Source organism: Flavobacterium sp. PL002 (genome assembly GCF_054165825.1).
This window is the reverse complement of the sequence record NZ_CM135110.1, coordinates 1,168,807-1,187,525: the sequence shown is the minus strand read 5'-3', so window position 1 is coordinate 1,187,525 and position 18,719 is coordinate 1,168,807. Positions and strand designations below refer to the sequence as shown.

Here is an 18,719-nt window from a genome sequence, read left to right as displayed (position 1 = left end):
TGGTTTTCAGTCTTTGTTTGCGAATAATAGTTTGCAGTCTCAGTCTCAGTTTTCAGGCTTTGTTTGCGGGTATTGGTTTGCAGTCTTTGTTTGCGAATAATAGATTGCAGTCTCAGTCTCAGTTTTCAGGCTTTGTTTGCGGGTATTAGTTTGCAGTCGCAGTCTCAGTTTTCAGGTTTAGTTTGTGGGTAGTGGTTTGCGGGTATTGGTTTGCAGTCTCAGTCTCAGTTTTCAGGTTTAGTTTGTGGGTAGTGGTTTGCAGTCTTTGTTTGCAGTCGCAGTCTTTGTTTGCTTGTGGTGTGTTTAATTTGCTGTAGCTAGGTTTTTAAAGGCGGTGTTTTTTTCGAATAAAAAATCCATTAAACTCAGCACATTTTGGTTGGCGGCGATGGTTTTTGATGTAGGGTCAGCATCGCAGAATTCTAAGAATAATCCAATCTCTTCGGGCTGTAGGTTTAATATTTTTTTGAGATATGTGGTGTCACATTTTGATAGGGCAAAATCTTTGAATGCTATTTCGGGTGCTTCTTTTTTAGCGGGTTCTTTATCTTTAAGGAATAGGCTTAAAAGCATTCCGCCTATTCGCATGAAGTCAGCAGCGTTAACTAGTTCGCCTGTGTAAACGCCTTGTACTTTTGGAGCAGCAGTTCTTTTTTCTAAGGTGTATTGATCTAATTTAGTTTGCTCCCAGCTGTCATCTTTGCTTAGTTTTATTGAAGGCATGTTAGTTACAACAACTTCATTTAACTCTTCGGCATTCAGAATTAAATCCACTTCTAACACGCCATTAGTATACAGCGCAGGATTGATAACCAGTTTCTTTAGTTGGTATTGTTTGGATACAAAAATTAAATTGTCATTGGTTTTTGCCTTGATGGTAAATTCTCCTCTAGCATCTGTTACAGTGAGCTGCTTTGTATTGGAATTAATGACTTCCACATCCGGAATCGCATATTTGTTGTAGCGGACTGTGCCTTTTACTTGTTGAGAAAAACTATTTATAGTATGCAAAATAACAACAATAGAAAGTAGTTTTGTTCTCATATAAGTGTGTCTAATAGCTTAGCTGTAAAAGTATTAGATTGTTCTTAATAAAAACCTATCGTTTGTGTAAATTCTTGTTAATTAATTTTAAGACGTTAAATAGCATTGGCTACTATAAACCCACTTGTCCACGCATTCTGGAAATTAAATCCTCCGGTTATGGCATCGATATTCACAATTTCTCCAGCAAAATATAGGTTGTTGTGCAACTTACTTTCCATAGTTTTAAAATTGATTTCTTTTAAATCGATTCCGCCAGCGGTTACGAACTCTTCTTTAAAAGTGCTCTTTCCATTGACTTGAAAACTTCCGTTTGTTAATTGGTTTGCTAGGTTTTGCAACTGCGCTTTGGATAGATCGGCCCATTTTGTTTCGATTTCGATTCCTGAAGCAAGTACTAAACTCTCCCACAAACGGTTTGGGAAGTCAAACGGTGATTTCTTAGATACCGCTTTTTTAGCATGTTCTTGTTTGAGTTCTTTTAACTTTATCTCGGCATCATTTGCATCTACATCATTCAGCCAATTCACATAAATAGTAAACTGATAGTTTTTGTCATGTAAGATTCGGGCTCCCCAAGCGGATAATTTTAAAACTGCTGGACCGCTCATTCCCCAGTGGGTAATTAATAAAGGACCGGTTGATTCTAATTTGCTGTCTTTGACCTTAACCGTTGCTAAGGCTGCTACTCCGGGTAATTCTTTAATTCTAGGATCTTTGATATTGAATGTAAACAAGGAAGGTACGGGATTCACAACCGCGTGACCATAGGTTTGTAACATATCCCAAACTTTAGGATTGCTTCCTGTGGCTAAAACTAATTTTTCGGTAATATAATTTTCCGATTGTGTTTCGATTTTCCAAACGCTTTCTCCTGCGATTTCGGGCCTGAAAATAGACTGTACACTTTGTCCTGTCAATACTTTGATGCCTAATTTAGTAGTGGCTTCAAGAAAACAGTCGATAATTGTTTGTGACGAATTAGATACCGGAAACATTCTGCCGTCATCCTCGATTTTTAATTCGACACCGTGTTTTTCAAACCATTCGATAGTATCACCTGAGCAAAACTGATGAAAAGGTCCTCGCAATTCTTTCTCTCCACGAGGGTAGAATTTTACTAATTCATTAGGTTCAAAACAGGCGTGGGTAACATTGCAACGCCCACCACCAGAGATGCGGACTTTTTGCAAAACTTCGGCACCACGTTCTAATATGGCTACTTTTAACTTTGGGTTTTTCTCAACGATATTAATGGCTGTAAAAAAACCTGCTGCACCACCACCTACTATTATTATATCAAAATCTTGATTCATGTTTTTGTTGTTTTTGCTTGAAGCAAAATTTATAATCGATCGGGAAAATCAGAGATGATTCCGTCTACTTTGTATGATTGTATTCTTTTTATGTCTTCGATTTCGTTCACCGTCCAAGGGAAAACTTGAAACCCAGTCTGTTGCATCTGACTTACATTTTCTGTCGAGAGCATCTGAAAATCGGGATTTATTGCCTGTGCTTTTATTTTTTTGGCGAAAGCCAAAGCGTCCTCAATACTCGTCTCCGTCAATACGGCAATGGGAATACTAGGATTCAGCAAGCGAACTTTTTCCAAATTATCCCACTCAAAACTAGAGACAATAAAATCGCTGTATTCCCACCGTTTTTCAGTTACATATTGCTCAATTATGCCAACTAATTTGTCAGCTAATCCATTGCTTTTTATTTCGATATTAATGGAGCATTTTCGATCAATAAGATTTAAAACTTCAATTAATGTTGGAATATACTGCTGTCCTTCAATTTGGAATTGCTGTAATTCTAAACGCGTAAAACTATTTACATAACCGTTGCCATTGGTCGTTCTATCGATTGTTTCATCATGAATTACCATGATTTCTCCATCAACACTGCTGTGAATATCAAGTTCGATTTGATCCACATTAAGCGCTAACGCTTTTTGAAAACCAATCAAAGTATTCTCAGGTTCATTACCTCTAGCACCGCGATGGCCGATCTTTAACATGCTACTAATTTTTGGCAAAGGTAACTAAAATAAAAAAGCACAAACCAGATTCGATTTGTGCTTTTTTATTTCGAAAAATAGAGGTCCAAATTTACAAACAATTTGAATTAGGACTTTCTATATTGTCTTATTTTTCTGTCGGTGTACTGTTCTCATTTGAGGTTGTAGGTTTTGCCTCTTCAGCAGTGTCATTTCCTTTTAGATAAGTAGGTAGGTTTAATCCAGCCATGTTAAATAGGTCGTTCAATGGTGGGACCGTTTTCATCATTCCTGATACAAAGTTGGCAGTTGAACCTGCTCCGTTGTCACCATTATTTCCAGAATCCCAAACGGTGATTTTGTCAATTTTGATGTTTTTAACCGCTTCCACTTGAGTTTTTACTAATTCAGGTAATTTTTCAATTAACAATAATTGGAATGCTTTTGTAGGGTCACCTCCAGCAGCGCTTACGACTTCGCGGTATCCTTCTGCTTGTTTTGTTAGGATTTCGTACAAACCTTTTGCTTCCGCTTCCATTTTTGCAAAGATAGCATCAGCTTCTCCTTTTGCTAACTCTCTTGTTTTTTCGGCTTCTGCTTGAGCGTCAATAATTGCTTTTTGTTTGGCAATTTGCGCCGGAATTACAATATTAGCGTTTTGAGTAGAACGTTCTCTTTCGGCACGGGCTTCCTCTGCTTTTTGCTCTGCAACATAAGACTCTTCTAATGCTTTTGCACTTTGTACTTTTTCAGAGGCTAATGCTGTTCTCAATGCTTCTGCTTCACGCTCACGACGTGTTGCCTCAGACTGTGCAATGGCAATGCGAGCTTCATTCTCTCCTTTAATCGCAATTGCATTTGCTTCAGATGTTTTTACACGGGTGTCTCTCTGTGCTTCAGCCTTACCAATGCTTTCATCTTTAAATGCAGCGGCAATACTTACTTCTCTATCTTTATTTGTAATCGCAATTTTTACGTCACGATCTCTATGTGTTTCTGCAATTTGAACGTCTTTCTCACGGTCAGCCAATGCCTTTCCTGTTTCTCCAATTTTCTCTTGTTCTGCAACAGAAATTTTGGCTTCATTGATGGCTTTTGCAGCAGCTTCTTTTCCTAAAGCTTCGATATATCCCGACTCATCTTTGATGTCAGTAACGTTAACGTTGATTAATTTTAAACCAATTTTCTTAAGTTCAGAATCAACGTTTTTAGAAATGTTTTCTAAGAATTTATCTCTGTCTGAATTGATTTCTTCAATAGTCATTGTAGCAATTACCAGACGCAATTGACCAAATAATATGTCTTTAGCTAATTCTTGAATTTGCTCAGGTTGTAGGCCTAATAAACGTTCGGCAGCGGTGTTCATGCTTTCACTTTCTGTTGAAATGGCAATGGTAAATCGGCAAGGAACATCGACACGAATATTTTGACGCGATAGTGCATTCGTTAAATTAGCATCAATAGATAGTGGTTTTAAGTCTAAGTATTGGTAATCTTGAACAACTGGCCAGATAAATGCACCACCACCATGCACACACTTTGCAGAGGTGCCGCCTGTGCGACCATAAATAACAAGGATCTTATCTGAAGGACATCTTTTGTAACGAGAAATAAGCGTAAGGAAGGTTACAAAAACAACAAGTACGGCAACAACGATAATAATAATTTCAGTCATGGGTTATTTTAAATTTAGTTTTTTTCTACAATTAATACGTTGTTTTCTATAGCAACGACTTTCACGGAAGTATTTGAAAGGATTTTTTCGGAAGAGACAGTCATGGCATCCAGCTCATGGTATGCTCCCTTTATACTGATCAATATTTTGCCTCGTCCTGATTTTTCTGCAGGAATGGTCAGGTAGACTTGCGCAGTTTGGTTTAAGGTACTTTCAATTTTAAAACTATTGTTCTCTGATAGTTTTAAAATTTGTTTGATTAGCATAAAGAAGATAGCAACAAATAACAACCCAACAATAAGCGCAACAACAATCAATATTGTTTTGTTTTCTATGGTGTTGTAAAAGGAAATTCCTGTCCAACTGAAACCCAATAAAAAGTTGATCAAGTTGCGTAAGGTGAAAATCTCAAATGGCATCTCTACATCGCCGGTGTCTGAATCCATGTCGGTTTCTCCATCGCTTAAACCAACAAATGTCATGATGGTTTGCAGACTGAAAAACAAACTTACGGGTAGCGCAATGTACCAGAAAGCTTTTAGCAAGGGTTCGTAGTTTTCTAAAAAGTTCATAATAATGGTTTGGGTGTCCAAATTAGACGATATTTTTTACAAAAGTTACAAATGTTAAAGAAAATATAATTTTTATTTTTGAAAACGGTTTTTAGAAAAATAAAAAAGCACAAACCAGATTCGATTTGTGCTTTTTTGACTTGAAGTATTTGTGGTATTCTTCGGGTAATTTTTTTGTCACAGATTGGTAGCAATAAAAGAATTTTAAAGCAATATTTAAACTTATTTTTCTAATAGTACAATGTCAAACGGGCTATCAATAGCAACGGTTCCGTTTGTTACAGTGGCCGTTTTACCGGAGTACGCATCTCTTAACGTTGTTCCGTTATCGAAAATTGTACCAACAGATAGTTCTTTTTTACCAATCGATAAATCTAGTCCTACGACTACCTGATCACTATAATCGCCTTTAGTAAATGTTCTCGAGAATACATACGGCTGAGCGCTAATTTGTTGGTGTACGCCAGCGCCAATCGATGGGTGGTTTTTTCTAAACTGTCCTAGTTTTTGCCAATGTAAAAGTGCTGCTTGAGTTGCAGGATTTGATTTGATGTCTTCCCAGTTCATGAAGGAACGCAATGTTGCATCGCCTTCAGTGCCTGCTACAATAAGAGAACGAGCCGATTCATCTCCATAAAAAACTTGTGCTAATCCTGGAGAAAGTAATAATTTGGTGGCCGTTTCTTTGTTCTTTGTTCGTGCTGCGTCAAACGGACTTCCATCGTCATGAGACGATAAGTAGTTCAATACGCTCGATCCTTTTAGTTCACCATTCAAAATAGTAGCATATTTAGAGAAAATGAACTCATAGTCTTTTAAAGCATCTGATTTGAATTCGAAATTGATCATGTTGTTAAAACCATTGTCATAATAGTTTACTTTTTTGTCACCAAAATCAAAATATTTCCCGGCGCTAATGTTGTAATTGTAGACCTCAGCAATACTGTAGAAAGGATTGTTGTCTAAAACTTTTGTTGGATTGTTTTTTTTCCAAGTTGCAAAAGCAAACTCACATTGCGTCTTAAAATCACTCCAGACACTCACGTTTGTATGCTTTACGGTATCTGCTCTGTAACCGTCAATTCCGTAATCAGCGATGTAATCTGTAAGCCATTTTATAATGTAATTCTTGGGTGTTCTCGGGTATGCTGTTCTTTTAAAAAAGGCATCTAGCGAAGCGACTTCTTTTTCGTAACGGCCTTCTGCTTTCCATTTTTCGATTAAAAAAGGAGGGAGTGCAACCTCTTGATCGCTCTCAGTTTTAATATCGGGTAAGTTCTTAACTAGGGTGCATGCGGTTGTAGTTTCAAATGTTTTGTAGTCACATTGCGGGTCTGTGCGTACCCAATCATTTGGCCACACCGAATCTTCAGGAGTTACCGGTCCTGTGTGATTGATTACGCCGTCAAGAATAATTCTGATGCCGTGAGTATGTGCTTTCTCAACAAGGGCTGCAAGATCTTCTTTGGTTCCGAAATTAGGGTCCAAAGCGGTCCAGTCTCTCGTCCAATACCCATGAAACCCGTAGCTGTATCCCGTTCCTTCATCAACGCCATCATGAATTTGTTCGACTATTGGTGTAAACCAAATCGCATTGATTCCGAGTTTGTCAAAATAACCTTCATCGATTTTTTGCGAAATCCCTTTGATGTCTCCTCCTTGAAAACCGCGTAATTTCCCGCTAGTTTTCGTGCGATTGTAATTCTGGTCGTTTGCTTTGTCACCGTTATTAAATCGGTCTGTCATTAAAAAATAAACGCTAGCGGCTTCCCATACAAAGGGAGTTTTTGCTGCTTTTATATTGGAAACTTTTTTAGTAGCGGTGCAACTTACGGTTAAAACGACAGTCGCTAGTAAAAAAAATAGAGGGTATATTTTCATTTTATTAGAATTTAATTTTTATTTTTTCTGATGTTCCCTTGGTCCATTGCACGGGAATAGTAAGTGTCTTTTCTTTTTTGTTCCAATTAAAATCTACTGCTTTTCTATTGCTAGTGATTTTTTTAGGTTCAGCATCACTGTTGTGAATAATCAACTGGATTTGGCGATCTATAGCAGTGTAATTAGCGCCAATTGTTGTTGTTAATTCAAAGCTCAAGATATTGCTTTTATTTTTTGCATTAAAATGTAAAATCTCATAGTTTTCTTTTTCGAAAGCTTCCGGGGTTTTACCATCATCATGGTACATTTCGCCAGAACTTGCTTTTACATCGCTGTCTTTATAGTAATGTAGATTTATTTTTGAAGTAGTATAATCACGCGTAGTTTGTACCAAATCAGCCAGAGGGATAAAAGCGCCGCCTCGCACAAATACCGGAATGTGTTCAGGAACAACAGTGATATTTTTAGTTGTCGCTGCCGCATATTTCTTGTCAGAATAAAAGTCAAACCAATTACTGCTTTTAGGGAAATAAATCGTTTTGTTAGCTATAGCTGCATTCGTAATAGGAGTAACCAGAAAGTCATTTCCCCATAAATAGGTTTCGTTTACTTTTTGGATAACTGTATCTGTAGGTTCTTCAAAAAGTAATGGGCGCATCAATGGCGTTCCTTTTTGATTGTTTTCGAAAGCTAGAGTGTAATTATACGGAATCATTTGGTAGCGTAATTCAATGGCTTTACGCGTTCTGCTTTTTGTAATTTCGTCTTTAAAAATAGGTTCAGAAGGAACGTCTTCCTGCGCATGTGGGCGAAAAATAGGTTGGAAAACGCCATATTGCAACCATCGGGTGTACAATTCACTATCGTCTGTAGCTCCAGCAAAACCGCCCAAGTCAGAATGCATGTATCCCATACCTTGCATTCCCATTTGAAGTGCGATTTCTGTTTGTGCTTGCAATCCGCCCCAAGACCTGCTAACATCTCCTGACCACGGAATCATGCCGTATCGTTGTGATCCAGAATATCCTGCGCGCATTAATATAAAAGGTCTTTGTTGTGCGAAATCTTTTTTATAACCGTCCTGAACAAGTTTTGCCCAATTATGCCCATAAATATTATGAACCTCATCGGCTTTTCCAGCTACCGTTATCGCAGCAGACGGAAATACTTCAGGTTCGCCAAGATCACCCCACAATCCAGCAACGCCTTGATTGATTAAATTTTTATAAATAGTCCAAAACCATTGCTTGCCTTCAGGTTTAAAAATGTCGATGATTCCTGTGTTTCCGAAATAGAAATCATAAGTAAAGGGTTTGCCATTGCTATCTGTGGCTAAGATTTTTTTATCGACTGCTTCTTGCCATTTGCTTGACGTAGTCAATATAAAAGGTTCAGTGATCAGAATAGTTTTGACGCCTGCTTTCTCAAGATTGGCAATCATGTTTGTAGGCTCGGGAAAACTTTCTTTGTCCCAATCTAAATTCCCCATTGTTCCTTGAACGGTTTTTCCAAACCAATATAAGTCCAGAATTACAGCATCTACAGGAATTTTTTCGTCTCTATATTTTTGAATGGTCGCTTCGGTTTCAGCTTGGGTGTGGTAGCCAAAACGACTAGCAAAATTCCCAAATGCCCAACGAGGAGGCAGCGGTTGTTTTCCTGTTAAGGTGGTGTAACTAGTAATTAAATCGGTCCAAGAATCAGCGGCGATTACTTGATAGGTTTTTCGGCCAGAGATTGTTTCGTATGCTAGGGTGTTGTTTTTTTTACTGTCTAAATCTAAGTATCCAATGGCGGCATTGTCAAAATGAACGGCATAAATCTTTGACGACATTACCAGTGGCATGGTGAAATTCATTAATTCTGAATGCGTCTCATAACCGTAATGAGCTCGGTTGTATAATTGCAAACGGTTGCCACGGCGGTTCATGCCTAAAACGCGTTCGCCTGCTCCATACAATGCTTCTGATTTATCTAAATTAAAATCGAGTACTTCTGTGCTGTCTTTTTTTATGTAGCCGTTCTTCTCAGAGAGTAGTGCTTTCGATTTATAGAAATAACTAATCTGAAAAGGTGATTTGGTTACCGTAACCGCAATTCCTTGAGTAGACAAAACGATTTGTGTATTTGTTTCTTTTATTTTAGCAATGTTGTTTTCAGGTTCAAGAACAACCGCGTGCGATGTTGCGTTTGGCTTATTTTTTTCGAATGTTGGAATAAAAGTAGTCGCTACAATTTTGTCAGTATATGCAGTGATACTATAGTTACCATCAGAAGTTGTTATTTCTAATGTGTTGTGGTTGTAACTGCTGCTTTTAAATTTTCGGTTTGCATTTTGCGCAAATGAAAATGTGATTGTAAAAACCAGTAGTATGATGCTGAGAAGGAATTTGTTCATGGTACTTTTTTTTAGCCCTGATAGGACCGATATCCTCGTAACGTAGTGAAGAGATAAAGGGGATAGCAGGAAATAGCTTCTAATAATTACAAGCAAAAAAATAGTGTTCTTGCTACTTAAAATAGTCTAAGTAAGCGGTTTTTTAAAATAATAGGGAGGCATTACGTACTTTGAAAAAATCATTTGGGTAATGCCTCGATATCATTCATTTATTGGAAATTTTATGCTGTAGCATATTCGTTTGCACGAACTAGCAGCGGTTTGTCATTGATATAAACGGTAAGATCTTGTGAACCCTCAAGGGTGATTTGGGTTTCGTTATGGTTTACAATTACTTTCAAAATTTGGTTTCTAAAATTAATTTTGAACGAATAACCATCCCATTCTTTAGGGATTTTAGGAGAGAAATGCAAGCTGTCGTTTTTAACGCGCATTCCTCCAAAACCTTCTACAATACTCATCCAAGTTCCCGCCATTGACGTGATGTGGCAGCCTTCTTCAACCTCTTTGTTGTAGTCGTCTAGATCCAAACGAGATGTTCGTAAATAAAACGTATACGCCATATCCATTTTGTCTAACAAGGCAGCTTGAATAGAGTGTACGCAGGGCGAAAGCGAACTCTCATGTACCGTGAATGACTCATAAAAATCAAAGTTTTTATGTAGGTCTTCTTTCGAAAAGTGATCTTCAAAAAAGTAGAAACACTGCAATACATCAGCCTGTTTTATGTAAGGCGAACGCAACACGCGATCCCACGACCATTTTTGATTTATAGGACGTTGTAATTTATCTAAATCCTTAACTGGAACCAAATCTTTGTCTAAGAAACCGTCTTGCTGCAAGTAGATTCCCAACGCTTCTGATTTAGGGAAATACATGTTATCCGCTACTTTTTTCCACTCTTGGATTTCGCTAGCACTTAGGTTTACTTTTTCGATGATTCTACTGTGATCTTCAGCATATTCTGAAGCTACTTTTTGAATTTGTTCGAATGCATAATCAATACACCATTTTGCAATATAATTAGTGTAGAAATTATTGTTGATATTGTTCTCGTACTCATTAGGACCAGTCACACCTAGAATTACGTATTGGTTTTTATCCTTCGAAAAAGAAGCGCGCTGATGCCAGAAACGAGCGATAGCAATCAACACTTCTAATCCTTTTTCGGGAATATAAGAGTAATCGCCGGTAAAACGGTGGTAGTTGAAAATCGCAAAAGCGATGGCACCATTTCTATGAATTTCTTCGTGCGTGATTTCCCATTCGTTGTGGCATTCTTCCCCGTTCATTGTCACCATAGGGTAGAGGGCAGCACCGTTTTTAAAACCTAAGTTTTTCTCGGCATTTTCGATGGCTTTGTCTAATTGATTGTAGCGGTAAGTCAATAAATTACGAGCAACCTGCTGGTCTTTTGTCGCCATGTAAAACGGTATGCAATAGGCCTCTGTGTCCCAATAAGTGGAACCACCATATTTCTCACCGGTAAATCCTTTTGGTCCAATGTTTAATCGGCTGTCTTTACCTAAATAGGTTTGGTTTAACTGAAATATATTAAAGCGAATTCCTTGCTGTGCCTTCACATCTCCATCAATTGTAATGTCTGACATTTCCCAAATCTTTGCCCAAGCAGCAAGCTGATCTTGCAACAATTGATTGTATCCTTTGGCTAAAGCCGCTTGAATTGCTTTTTCGGCAGCCGTTTGCGTGTTGCTATGGTTTAAAGAAACGGTGTAACCACCAATTTTTTGAATAGAAGATGTTTTTCCTTTTGCCACAATCACCGCATACAGACTTTGAATTTTGTCTGCAGTAGTATTGAAGTTGGTAGGAGAGAGGTTTAGATTTTTACCATTTTCAAAAACACTATTCTGCATAAAAGTGGTCACTTTAAAATGCGTTTTGAATGTTTGTGCAGTTACAAAGGCCTCGTTACCGGTGTGTTTTACATCAAGAGGTTCCCAGAATTTCTCATCCCAGTTAGCATCTTCATTAGTAACACCAGCGTCAATATAAGGTTTGTAAACTATTTTTGCATCTTTGTTTAATGGCGTGATTTCGTAGTTAATAATCCCTACCTCATCTAAGTCTAAAGCCAAGAAACGCGTTACGTTTACGGCAATCTCCGTTCCGTTTTTTAAAGTGGCTTCAAATGAGCGGCTGTACCAACCTTCTTTCATGTTCAACTCACGACGGAATTTTTTTATTTCGCTGCATTTATTAAGATCGAAAATTTCGTCGTTGATTTCGATATCAATTCCAATCCAATTAGGCGCATTCAATACTTTAGCAAAATATTCTGGGTAACCGTTTTTCCACCAGCCCACTTTAGTTTTGTCTGGATAGTAAATTCCGGCAATATAACTACCTTGAAAAGTAGCTCCAGTGTAGGTTTCTTCAAAATTAGCACGTTGTCCCATCGCGCCATTTCCTATACTGAAAAGGCTTTCAGATGATTTTACGCTTTCTGCGTCAAATCCTTCTTCGATGATAGACCAATTATCGGGTTTTATATAATCTTGATTCATTTTGTTTGATAGTTTTGTAGTTCAAGTTTTATTGCTGTCACGAGATACAGCCAAGGAAATACTTGCGTCTTATTTGTTGATTAATTCTTGAATGAAGTGGGTCGTTATTTGAGTAAAATCCTCAAAAATATACTGTGCTTCTTGTAGTGTTTTTTCTTCTCCTATTCCTATGCTGATCATCTTGGCAATGTTAGCTGCTTGAACACCCGCAACCGAATCTTCAAATACAATTGCATCCGCTGGATTGCTGTTCAAGTGTTTTGCTGCGATTAAGAAAACCTCAGGATCTGGCTTGGCGTTAGAGACATCATTGCCGTCAACAATTGCATCAAAAAAATGGATGATGCCCGTTTTTTCTAGAATGGGTCTTGCGTTTTTACTCGCCGAACCTAAAGCGATAGGTTGGTTGTTTTGCTTTAAAAATTCTAAGACTGGAATCACACCAGGAAGGATTTCGCTTTGATCCATATCGACTAAATAGCTTAAATATTCGTCGTTTTTTTGAACCAGCCATTTGTTCTTGTCTTCTTGTGAAGCCTGAACGTTTCCTAGTTCGAGGATAATATCAAGAGAGCGAACACGGCTTACGCCTTTAAGGAGTTCGTTATGCTCTAATGTGAAGTCTATGTTTAGTTCTTGAGCAATTTTTTGCCAAGCTAAATAATGGTATTTTGCCGTATCGACGATTACTCCGTCGAGGTCGAATATAAATGCTTTTGTACGCATGTCGAGAATAATTTTTTGTGGAAAATAAGTGGTTTAAGCAGTTTTGCTTAAGGATTAAATCAGGAAAGGTCTGGAGTGATTATTTTTTTACAACATCATCGACATCTTTTACTTTTACTACCAGCACTGCGGCGATGAGAAAACTCACTCCACTAGTTACCAGTGCAAAAATAGCGTCGTCATGATAGAAGTATTTAACCAGTGGACCACCAATTAAAGCGTTGATAATTTGCGGAATCACGATAAAGAAATTGAAAATCCCCATGTAAACTCCCATTTTTAAAGGCGAAATAGAACCTGCGAGAATGGCATATGGCATTGATAAAATACTAGCCCATGCAATTCCTACTCCTACCATAGAAAGGATTAACCAATCTTCGTTAGGCATAAAATACATAGAGATTAAACCAAGACCACCAATGGTTAAGGAAATAGAATGCGTTAGTTTTCTACCTATTTTCTTAGCGATGTAAGGAAGTGCAAAAGCGTAAAATGCAGAAACCAAATTGTAGATCCCAAAAAGGACACCAACCCAGTCACCGGCTGTTTGATACGCTTCACTTTTACTATCGTTAATAGGCAGACCATAAATGTGGTGCGCAATAGCAGGAGTTGTAAAAACCCACATTCCAAAAAGTCCAAACCAAGAGAAAAACTGCACCCAACTCAATTGTCGCATGGTAGTAGGCATTTTTCTAAAGTCTTCAAAAATATCGAGAAGACTCGATTCTTTTTCTACAGCTGCTGTTTCTTGATGTGCTTGTTCATCTTCAAACTGGGCTAATTCTTCAGGAGAATATTCTTTTGTGGTAAAAATGGTTACTAGGATAGAACCAATTAAGATTACTGCACCAATGACAAATGAAAGAATCAAATGCATAGGAACGCCGCCATCTTCATTTCGATTAGAAACACCAAACCAATTAGTCAAAACATAAGGAAGCCAAGAACCTATTACGGCTCCAAAACCAATTAAGGCCGTTTGAACGCTAAATCCTAATGTTCTTTGATCTGTTCTTAAATTGTCTCCCACTAAAGCTCTGAAAGGTTCCATAGCAATATTGAAAGAGGCATCCATAATCATTAACATTCCAGCTCCAACCCATAAGGCAGGAAGTAATGCGATGAAAATTTCGGCTTGTGGCATTAATATCAAACCTACTGAGGCCAATACTGCACCAATTAAAAAGAAAGGTTTTCTACGTCCAAATTTTCCCCAAGTCTTGTCACTATAATGACCAATTATGGGTTGAACGATAAGTCCCATTAAAGGAGCAATAATCCAGAACCATGATAGCTCGTGAACATCGGCACCAAAAATTTGAAGAATTCTACTCGCATTTGCATTTTGAAGAGCAAATCCCATTTGTATTCCCAAGAATCCGAAACTCATGTTCCAGATTTCCCAAAAACTTAATTTACGCTTTTCCATTATCGTAATTTAAAAATTAATACGATAAGCGCGATGCTTATCAAAACTTAACTTATTTTTCGAAGTAAAAGTAAAAGCTTTGATTGGGGTAAATGTAGAAATTAATTTCAAACATTTGTTTTTTGGATCTAAAAAAATCCAAAGATTAACAACTACAAGGTTGTAGTAATGAATAGTATAGCAGAATAGTTTTAATTTGTTGACTCTCTTTCGACCAAATGGGTTTCAATTACTTCAGTTTTATAGTTTTCAACCTCCTCTTCCTCTTCGCTTTCCTCTTCAGTTTCTAAACGATCAATAAGCATTTTAGCAGCTTTGTTTCCCATTTTCTTTCCGCTTTGACTTACGGTGGTAATTGTAGGAGTAGAATATTTAGAAATAATACCATCGGTGAAAGCAATTACCGCTAGATCTTCGGGGACATTTAATCCCATTTTATTTGCAGCTTTAATACTGGTTACGGCAAAGAGTTCGTTTACAGCAAAAACCGCATCGATGGCTTTGTCTTCTAGTAGTTTACCAATGATAACCTCGCAAGTATCTACATCTTCGATTTTGATGATGAGGTTTTCGTTGAAAGGCAAGCCGTTATCAAGCAATGCTTTAGTATAGCCGTCTGTTCTTAATTTACCTACGCTTACATAGTCTACAGTGGTTACTAAAGCAATTTTCTTGCGCCCTTTGTCGATTAAGGTTTGTACTGCTTCATAAGCTGCTGATTTATCATCGATGATTACTTTATCACATAATATTTCGCTTGTAACGCGGTCGAACATAACTACTGGCATGCCTTGGTTGATAACTTCGGTAATGTGGTGAAAGTCTCCTTTAAGTTGCGTCTCTTTAGACAACGACATTATGAAACCATCAATACTACCATTAGCAAGCATTTCCATATTTCGAACTTCTTTATCGAATGAATCGTCAGAGAGGCATATGATTACACTATACCCATTTTCGTTTGCGACCTGCTCAATACCATTAATCACAGTAGAAAAGAAGTAGTGTACAATCTCAGGAATAATGATTCCGATTGTTTTAGTTTTGCGATTTTTTAAGCTAAGTGCAATGTTATTAGGTTTATAATTATAAAATTTTGCAAATGCTTGTACTTTCAATCTGGTTTCCTCTCCTATTTCTAAACTGTTTCTAAGTGATTTTGAAACGGTAGAAATAGAGACGTCTAGTTCTTTTGCAATTTGCTTAAGTGTAACTTTTCTTTTCATAATTATAAATCTGATAAAAAATTAATTCGTAATAAAGGTAGGATTTGTTTTTATTAATGGCAATTTTCCCATTAATAAATTAGATTAATCAGAAAGTTTTCAACACTATTACGTTTTCGTAACCTTTTCTAAAATTGTGATTGTCGAGCATCTTAAAATTTACATAAATTTAACATTCGAAGTAAGAGTAAAATTCAATTAAAACTAATTAATTTAAACAAAAAGTATGAAAACAATTTATAAAAAGTTGTTATTTTTATTATTACTACTGCCTTTTAGTATTCTAGCTCAGACTACTTTTAATGGTGTTGTTGTTGATAAAGCATCAGGACAACCTATTCCAGGAGTAAATGTAAATATTCAAGGCGCAATAAATGGCGTTTCAACAGATTTTGATGGTAAATTTCAATTGTTAAAAGTTAAGAACGGCGATAAAGTTGTTTTTTCTTTCATTGGATACAAAAATTCAATAATTTCTTATACTGGTCAAAAATCATTAACAGTTGCTTTAGAAGAAGATCAAAACATGCTTCAAGAAGTGATTGTTCAAGTAGGATATGGTACAGTTAAGAAAAAAGATGCTACAGGATCTGTCTCTCAAATAGCAGCAAAGGATTTTAACAAAGGACAAAACGTAACTCCAGAAAGTTTAATCAGTGGTCGTATCTCAGGAGTAAATGTAACTGGTGGAGGATCTCCAGGAGCAAAGGCAGATATTCGTATTCGTGGAGGATCTTCTTTGAGCGCTTCTAATGAGCCATTAATTGTATTAGATGGTTTGCCATTAAGTAATACGGTACCTTCAGGTTCAACGAGTATACTATCTACAATTGACCCTAATGATATAGAGTCGTTTACTGTTTTAAAAGATGCCTCTGCAGCAGCTATTTATGGATCTAGAGCGGCAAATGGAGTAATCGTTATAACAACTAAAAAAGGAAGTAAAGGACGCATAAAAGTAAACTTTAGTTCTCAGGTAGGTATTAATACTGTAGCTAATACAGTTGATGTTTTAAGCGCAGATCAGTATAGAGCTTTAGTAAACGAAAAAGGAACAGATGCTCAAAAAGCTTTATTGGGTACAGATAACACAGATTGGCAAGATGAAATTTTTCATACTGCACTAACCGTTAATAATAATATATCAGTAAGTGGTGCTTTGTTCCAAAAGTTGCCAATAAGATTATCAGTTGGTAATGTTGATAACCCAGGTATTCTTAAAAACACTTCTTTTGAAAGAACAACAACGTCATTATCATTAAATCCAGTTTTGTTTGATAATCATTTAAAAATTGATATTAGCGGAAACTTGTCTTTTGGTAAAAATAGATTTCAAGATGAAGGTGGTGTTATTGGAAGTGCAATAGGTTATGATCCAACACAACCAGTTTATCAAGCGGGTTCTCGTTACGGAGGTTACTTTGAATGGTTAGAGTCTAACGGAAATTTACCGTTATTACCTGCAAGAAATCCAGTAGCAAGATTAAATCAAGATGAACGTAGATCCACTTCTACAAGAAAATGGGGAAATGTTAGGTTAGATTATAAATTGCATTTCTTTGAAGATTTAAGAGTGGTTGTTGAAGCTGGTATTGATAGATTTGATAGTAGTGGTTTTACTAATGTAAGTACTGAAAGTGTTCTAGGATATCAGCCAAAAGCGTTTAGTGATCCAGGATACGTTAATTTAGGAAACTATTCTACTTATACTGATGCGCTTCAAAATAAAAACTTAAATGCGTATTTTAATTATACTAAAGATTTAGGTAAATTTAAAATTGATGCTACAGCAGGTTACAATTATCAATTGTTTCAAAAAGAAAAATACCAATCTGGAGAAACTAGACAACCTAATCCTAATGAAGATGTAATTACAGATCCAGATATCAACTTGCAATCTTATTTTGGACGTTTAAATTTAGGTTTTGATAGTCGTTACTTATTGACTTTAAACTATAGAAGAGATGGTACTTCACGTTTTTCAGAAGAAAACAGGTGGGGTAATTTTGCAGGAGCTGCTTTTGCATGGAATTTGTCTGATGAAGCATTCTTGAAAGGCAATGAAACGCTTTCTACCTTAAAATTAAGAGTTGGTTACGGTACAACGGGTCAGCAAGATATTTCAGCGCAGTACGATTATTTACGTAGAGTAACTTTAGGAACTATTAATTCACAATATGTTTTTGGGAATACAATATATGCTACTGCAAGACCAGAAGGATACAATGAAAATATTAAATGGGAAGAATTAGCAGAGATGAACGTAGGTTTAGACTATGGATTCTTTAATGATAGAATAACGGGATCTGTTAATTATTTTGATAAAAAATCAACTGATTTACTAGCTGATATAGCAATTCCTGATGGTGCAAACATTAGAAATCAAGGTTTTTTCAATATAGGAAGTGTACGAACTAAAGGAGTAGAGTTTAGTATTGAGTCGGATATTATTAAGAATGACAATTTAAGATGGAATGTTGCTTTCAATACTACTTATATTGATCAAAAAATATCAGAGTTAGGGATTACAGTTCCAGGATTTCAAGGTTATTTAGCTGGAGATAATATCTCTGGAGGTAACGGAAATAAAATTCAAATTAACTCTGTAGGGTTTACACCAAATTCATTTTTTGTATATGAACAATTGTATGATGCTGATAAAAGACCCATTGCAGGAGCTTATGTAGATAGAAATAATGATGGAAAAATTGATACAGCTGACCGTTACAGATATCATAAACCGGCACCCGATTATACTTTTGGTTTCTTTTCAACTTTAAACTATAAAAAGTTTGATTTTACAATGAACTGGAGAGCTAGCTTAGGGAATTATATTTTTGATAATGTAAGTTCTAATTTAGGATATTCAGATGCAGGTTTAAGAAGACAAACTGATTTATCTAACGTAAGTGCTGATTACTACAATACAGGTTTTAAATTTGAAGATAATGGTACACAGCGATACTTGTCTAATTATTTTGTAAAAGATGCTTCTTTTATAAAATTAGATAATGTCACTCTTGGATATACTTTTGATAAAACATTATTAAAAGCAGCTTCATTACGATTTACTGCTGGTGTTCAAAATGTTTTGACTTTGACAAAATATGACGGTTTAGATCCAGAAAAGTTCAACGGAATTGATAATAATGTTTACCCAAGAGCGAGAACTTTCTTGGTTGGAGTAAATGCCAATTTCTAATAGTATACTGATAAATAAAAATTTAAAAATAAA

At 36.5% G+C, this 18,719-nt stretch carries 12 protein-coding genes; 1 reads left to right on the top strand and 11 read right to left on the bottom strand.

From position 1 onward, the window contains the following. Positions 1 to 303: 303 nt before the first annotated feature. The 11 genes from ACVEGE_RS05215 to ACVEGE_RS05165 all read right to left on the bottom strand — a co-directional run bounded on the left by ACVEGE_RS05215 (position 304) and on the right by ACVEGE_RS05165 (position 15,484). Entirely contained in the window at positions 304 to 1,044 is a 741-nt protein-coding gene (locus ACVEGE_RS05215; RefSeq protein WP_192501403.1) for a peptidase associated/transthyretin-like domain-containing protein, read from the bottom strand. Between the two features lie 95 nt (positions 1,045 to 1,139). Then, the gene (locus tag ACVEGE_RS05210) at positions 1,140 to 2,360 is read right to left on the bottom strand and encodes a BaiN/RdsA family NAD(P)/FAD-dependent oxidoreductase (RefSeq protein WP_192501402.1); all 1,221 of its coding nucleotides are present in this window, start codon (positions 2,358 to 2,360) and stop codon (positions 1,140 to 1,142) included. A gap of 29 nt (positions 2,361 to 2,389) precedes the next feature. Continuing rightward, positions 2,390 to 3,067, bottom strand: a complete 678-nt coding sequence (locus ACVEGE_RS05205; protein WP_192501401.1) for a glycerophosphodiester phosphodiesterase — start codon at positions 3,065 to 3,067, stop codon at positions 2,390 to 2,392. Positions 3,068 to 3,194: 127 nt separating this feature from the next. Continuing rightward, positions 3,195 to 4,721: a flotillin family protein gene (locus tag ACVEGE_RS05200; protein ID WP_192501400.1), complete on the bottom strand. Its 1,527-nt coding sequence runs from the start codon at positions 4,719 to 4,721 to the stop codon at positions 3,195 to 3,197. 14 nt (positions 4,722 to 4,735) lie between these two features. After that, positions 4,736 to 5,293 carry an NfeD family protein gene (locus ACVEGE_RS05195; protein WP_192501399.1) on the bottom strand — a complete coding sequence of 186 codons (558 nt, stop codon included), beginning with the start codon at positions 5,291 to 5,293 and terminating at the stop codon, positions 4,736 to 4,738. Between the two features lie 222 nt (positions 5,294 to 5,515). After that, positions 5,516 to 7,174: an alpha-amylase family glycosyl hydrolase gene (locus ACVEGE_RS05190; protein WP_458008625.1), complete on the bottom strand. Its 1,659-nt coding sequence runs from the start codon at positions 7,172 to 7,174 to the stop codon at positions 5,516 to 5,518. Positions 7,175 to 7,178: 4 nt separating this feature from the next. Further along, a complete protein-coding gene (locus tag ACVEGE_RS05185) occupies positions 7,179 to 9,572 on the bottom strand; it encodes a TIM-barrel domain-containing protein (RefSeq protein WP_458008624.1) in 2,394 nt (797 codons plus the stop codon). A 221-nt stretch (positions 9,573 to 9,793) separates the two neighbouring features. Continuing rightward, positions 9,794 to 12,100, bottom strand: a complete 2,307-nt coding sequence (locus tag ACVEGE_RS05180) for a glycoside hydrolase family 65 protein (RefSeq protein WP_192501398.1) — start codon at positions 12,098 to 12,100, stop codon at positions 9,794 to 9,796. 69 nt (positions 12,101 to 12,169) lie between these two features. Further along, positions 12,170 to 12,826, bottom strand: a complete 657-nt coding sequence (gene pgmB, locus ACVEGE_RS05175; protein ID WP_173856224.1) for a beta-phosphoglucomutase — start codon at positions 12,824 to 12,826, stop codon at positions 12,170 to 12,172. A gap of 79 nt (positions 12,827 to 12,905) precedes the next feature. Continuing rightward, complete coding sequence (locus ACVEGE_RS05170) at positions 12,906 to 14,258, bottom strand: MFS transporter (protein WP_192501397.1); 1,353 nt, start codon at positions 14,256 to 14,258, stop codon at positions 12,906 to 12,908. A 191-nt stretch (positions 14,259 to 14,449) separates the two neighbouring features. Next, positions 14,450 to 15,484: a LacI family DNA-binding transcriptional regulator gene (locus ACVEGE_RS05165; protein ID WP_173853601.1), complete on the bottom strand. Its 1,035-nt coding sequence runs from the start codon at positions 15,482 to 15,484 to the stop codon at positions 14,450 to 14,452. 226 nt (positions 15,485 to 15,710) lie between these two features. Here ACVEGE_RS05165 and ACVEGE_RS05160 point away from each other — a divergent pair, with 226 nt between their 5' ends. Further along, complete coding sequence (locus ACVEGE_RS05160) at positions 15,711 to 18,686, top strand: SusC/RagA family TonB-linked outer membrane protein (RefSeq protein ID WP_192501396.1); 2,976 nt, start codon at positions 15,711 to 15,713, stop codon at positions 18,684 to 18,686. The last annotated feature ends 33 nt before the right edge of the window (positions 18,687 to 18,719 follow it).

Bases quoted from the DNA above. Each gene is read 5' to 3' on its own strand.
- ACVEGE_RS05215 (WP_192501403.1), bottom strand. From the start codon at position 1,044: ATGAGAACAAAACTACTTTCTATTGTTGTTATTTTGCATACTATAAAT.
- ACVEGE_RS05210 (WP_192501402.1), bottom strand. From the start codon at position 2,360: ATGAATCAAGATTTTGATATAATAATAGTAGGTGGTGGTGCAGCAGGT.
- ACVEGE_RS05205 (WP_192501401.1), bottom strand. From the start codon at position 3,067: ATGTTAAAGATCGGCCATCGCGGTGCTAGAGGTAATGAACCTGAGAAT.
- ACVEGE_RS05200 (WP_192501400.1), bottom strand. From the start codon at position 4,721: ATGACTGAAATTATTATTATCGTTGTTGCCGTACTTGTTGTTTTTGTA.
- ACVEGE_RS05195 (WP_192501399.1), bottom strand. From the start codon at position 5,293: ATGAACTTTTTAGAAAACTACGAACCCTTGCTAAAAGCTTTCTGGTAC.
- ACVEGE_RS05190 (WP_458008625.1), bottom strand. From the start codon at position 7,174: ATGAAAATATACCCTCTATTTTTTTTACTAGCGACTGTCGTTTTAACC.
- ACVEGE_RS05185 (WP_458008624.1), bottom strand. From the start codon at position 9,572: ATGAACAAATTCCTTCTCAGCATCATACTACTGGTTTTTACAATCACA.
- ACVEGE_RS05180 (WP_192501398.1), bottom strand. From the start codon at position 12,100: ATGAATCAAGATTATATAAAACCCGATAATTGGTCTATCATCGAAGAA.
- pgmB (WP_173856224.1), bottom strand. From the start codon at position 12,826: ATGCGTACAAAAGCATTTATATTCGACCTCGACGGAGTAATCGTCGAT.
- ACVEGE_RS05170 (WP_192501397.1), bottom strand. From the start codon at position 14,258: ATGGAAAAGCGTAAATTAAGTTTTTGGGAAATCTGGAACATGAGTTTC.
- ACVEGE_RS05165 (WP_173853601.1), bottom strand. From the start codon at position 15,484: ATGAAAAGAAAAGTTACACTTAAGCAAATTGCAAAAGAACTAGACGTC.
- ACVEGE_RS05160 (WP_192501396.1), top strand. From the start codon at position 15,711: ATGAAAACAATTTATAAAAAGTTGTTATTTTTATTATTACTACTGCCT.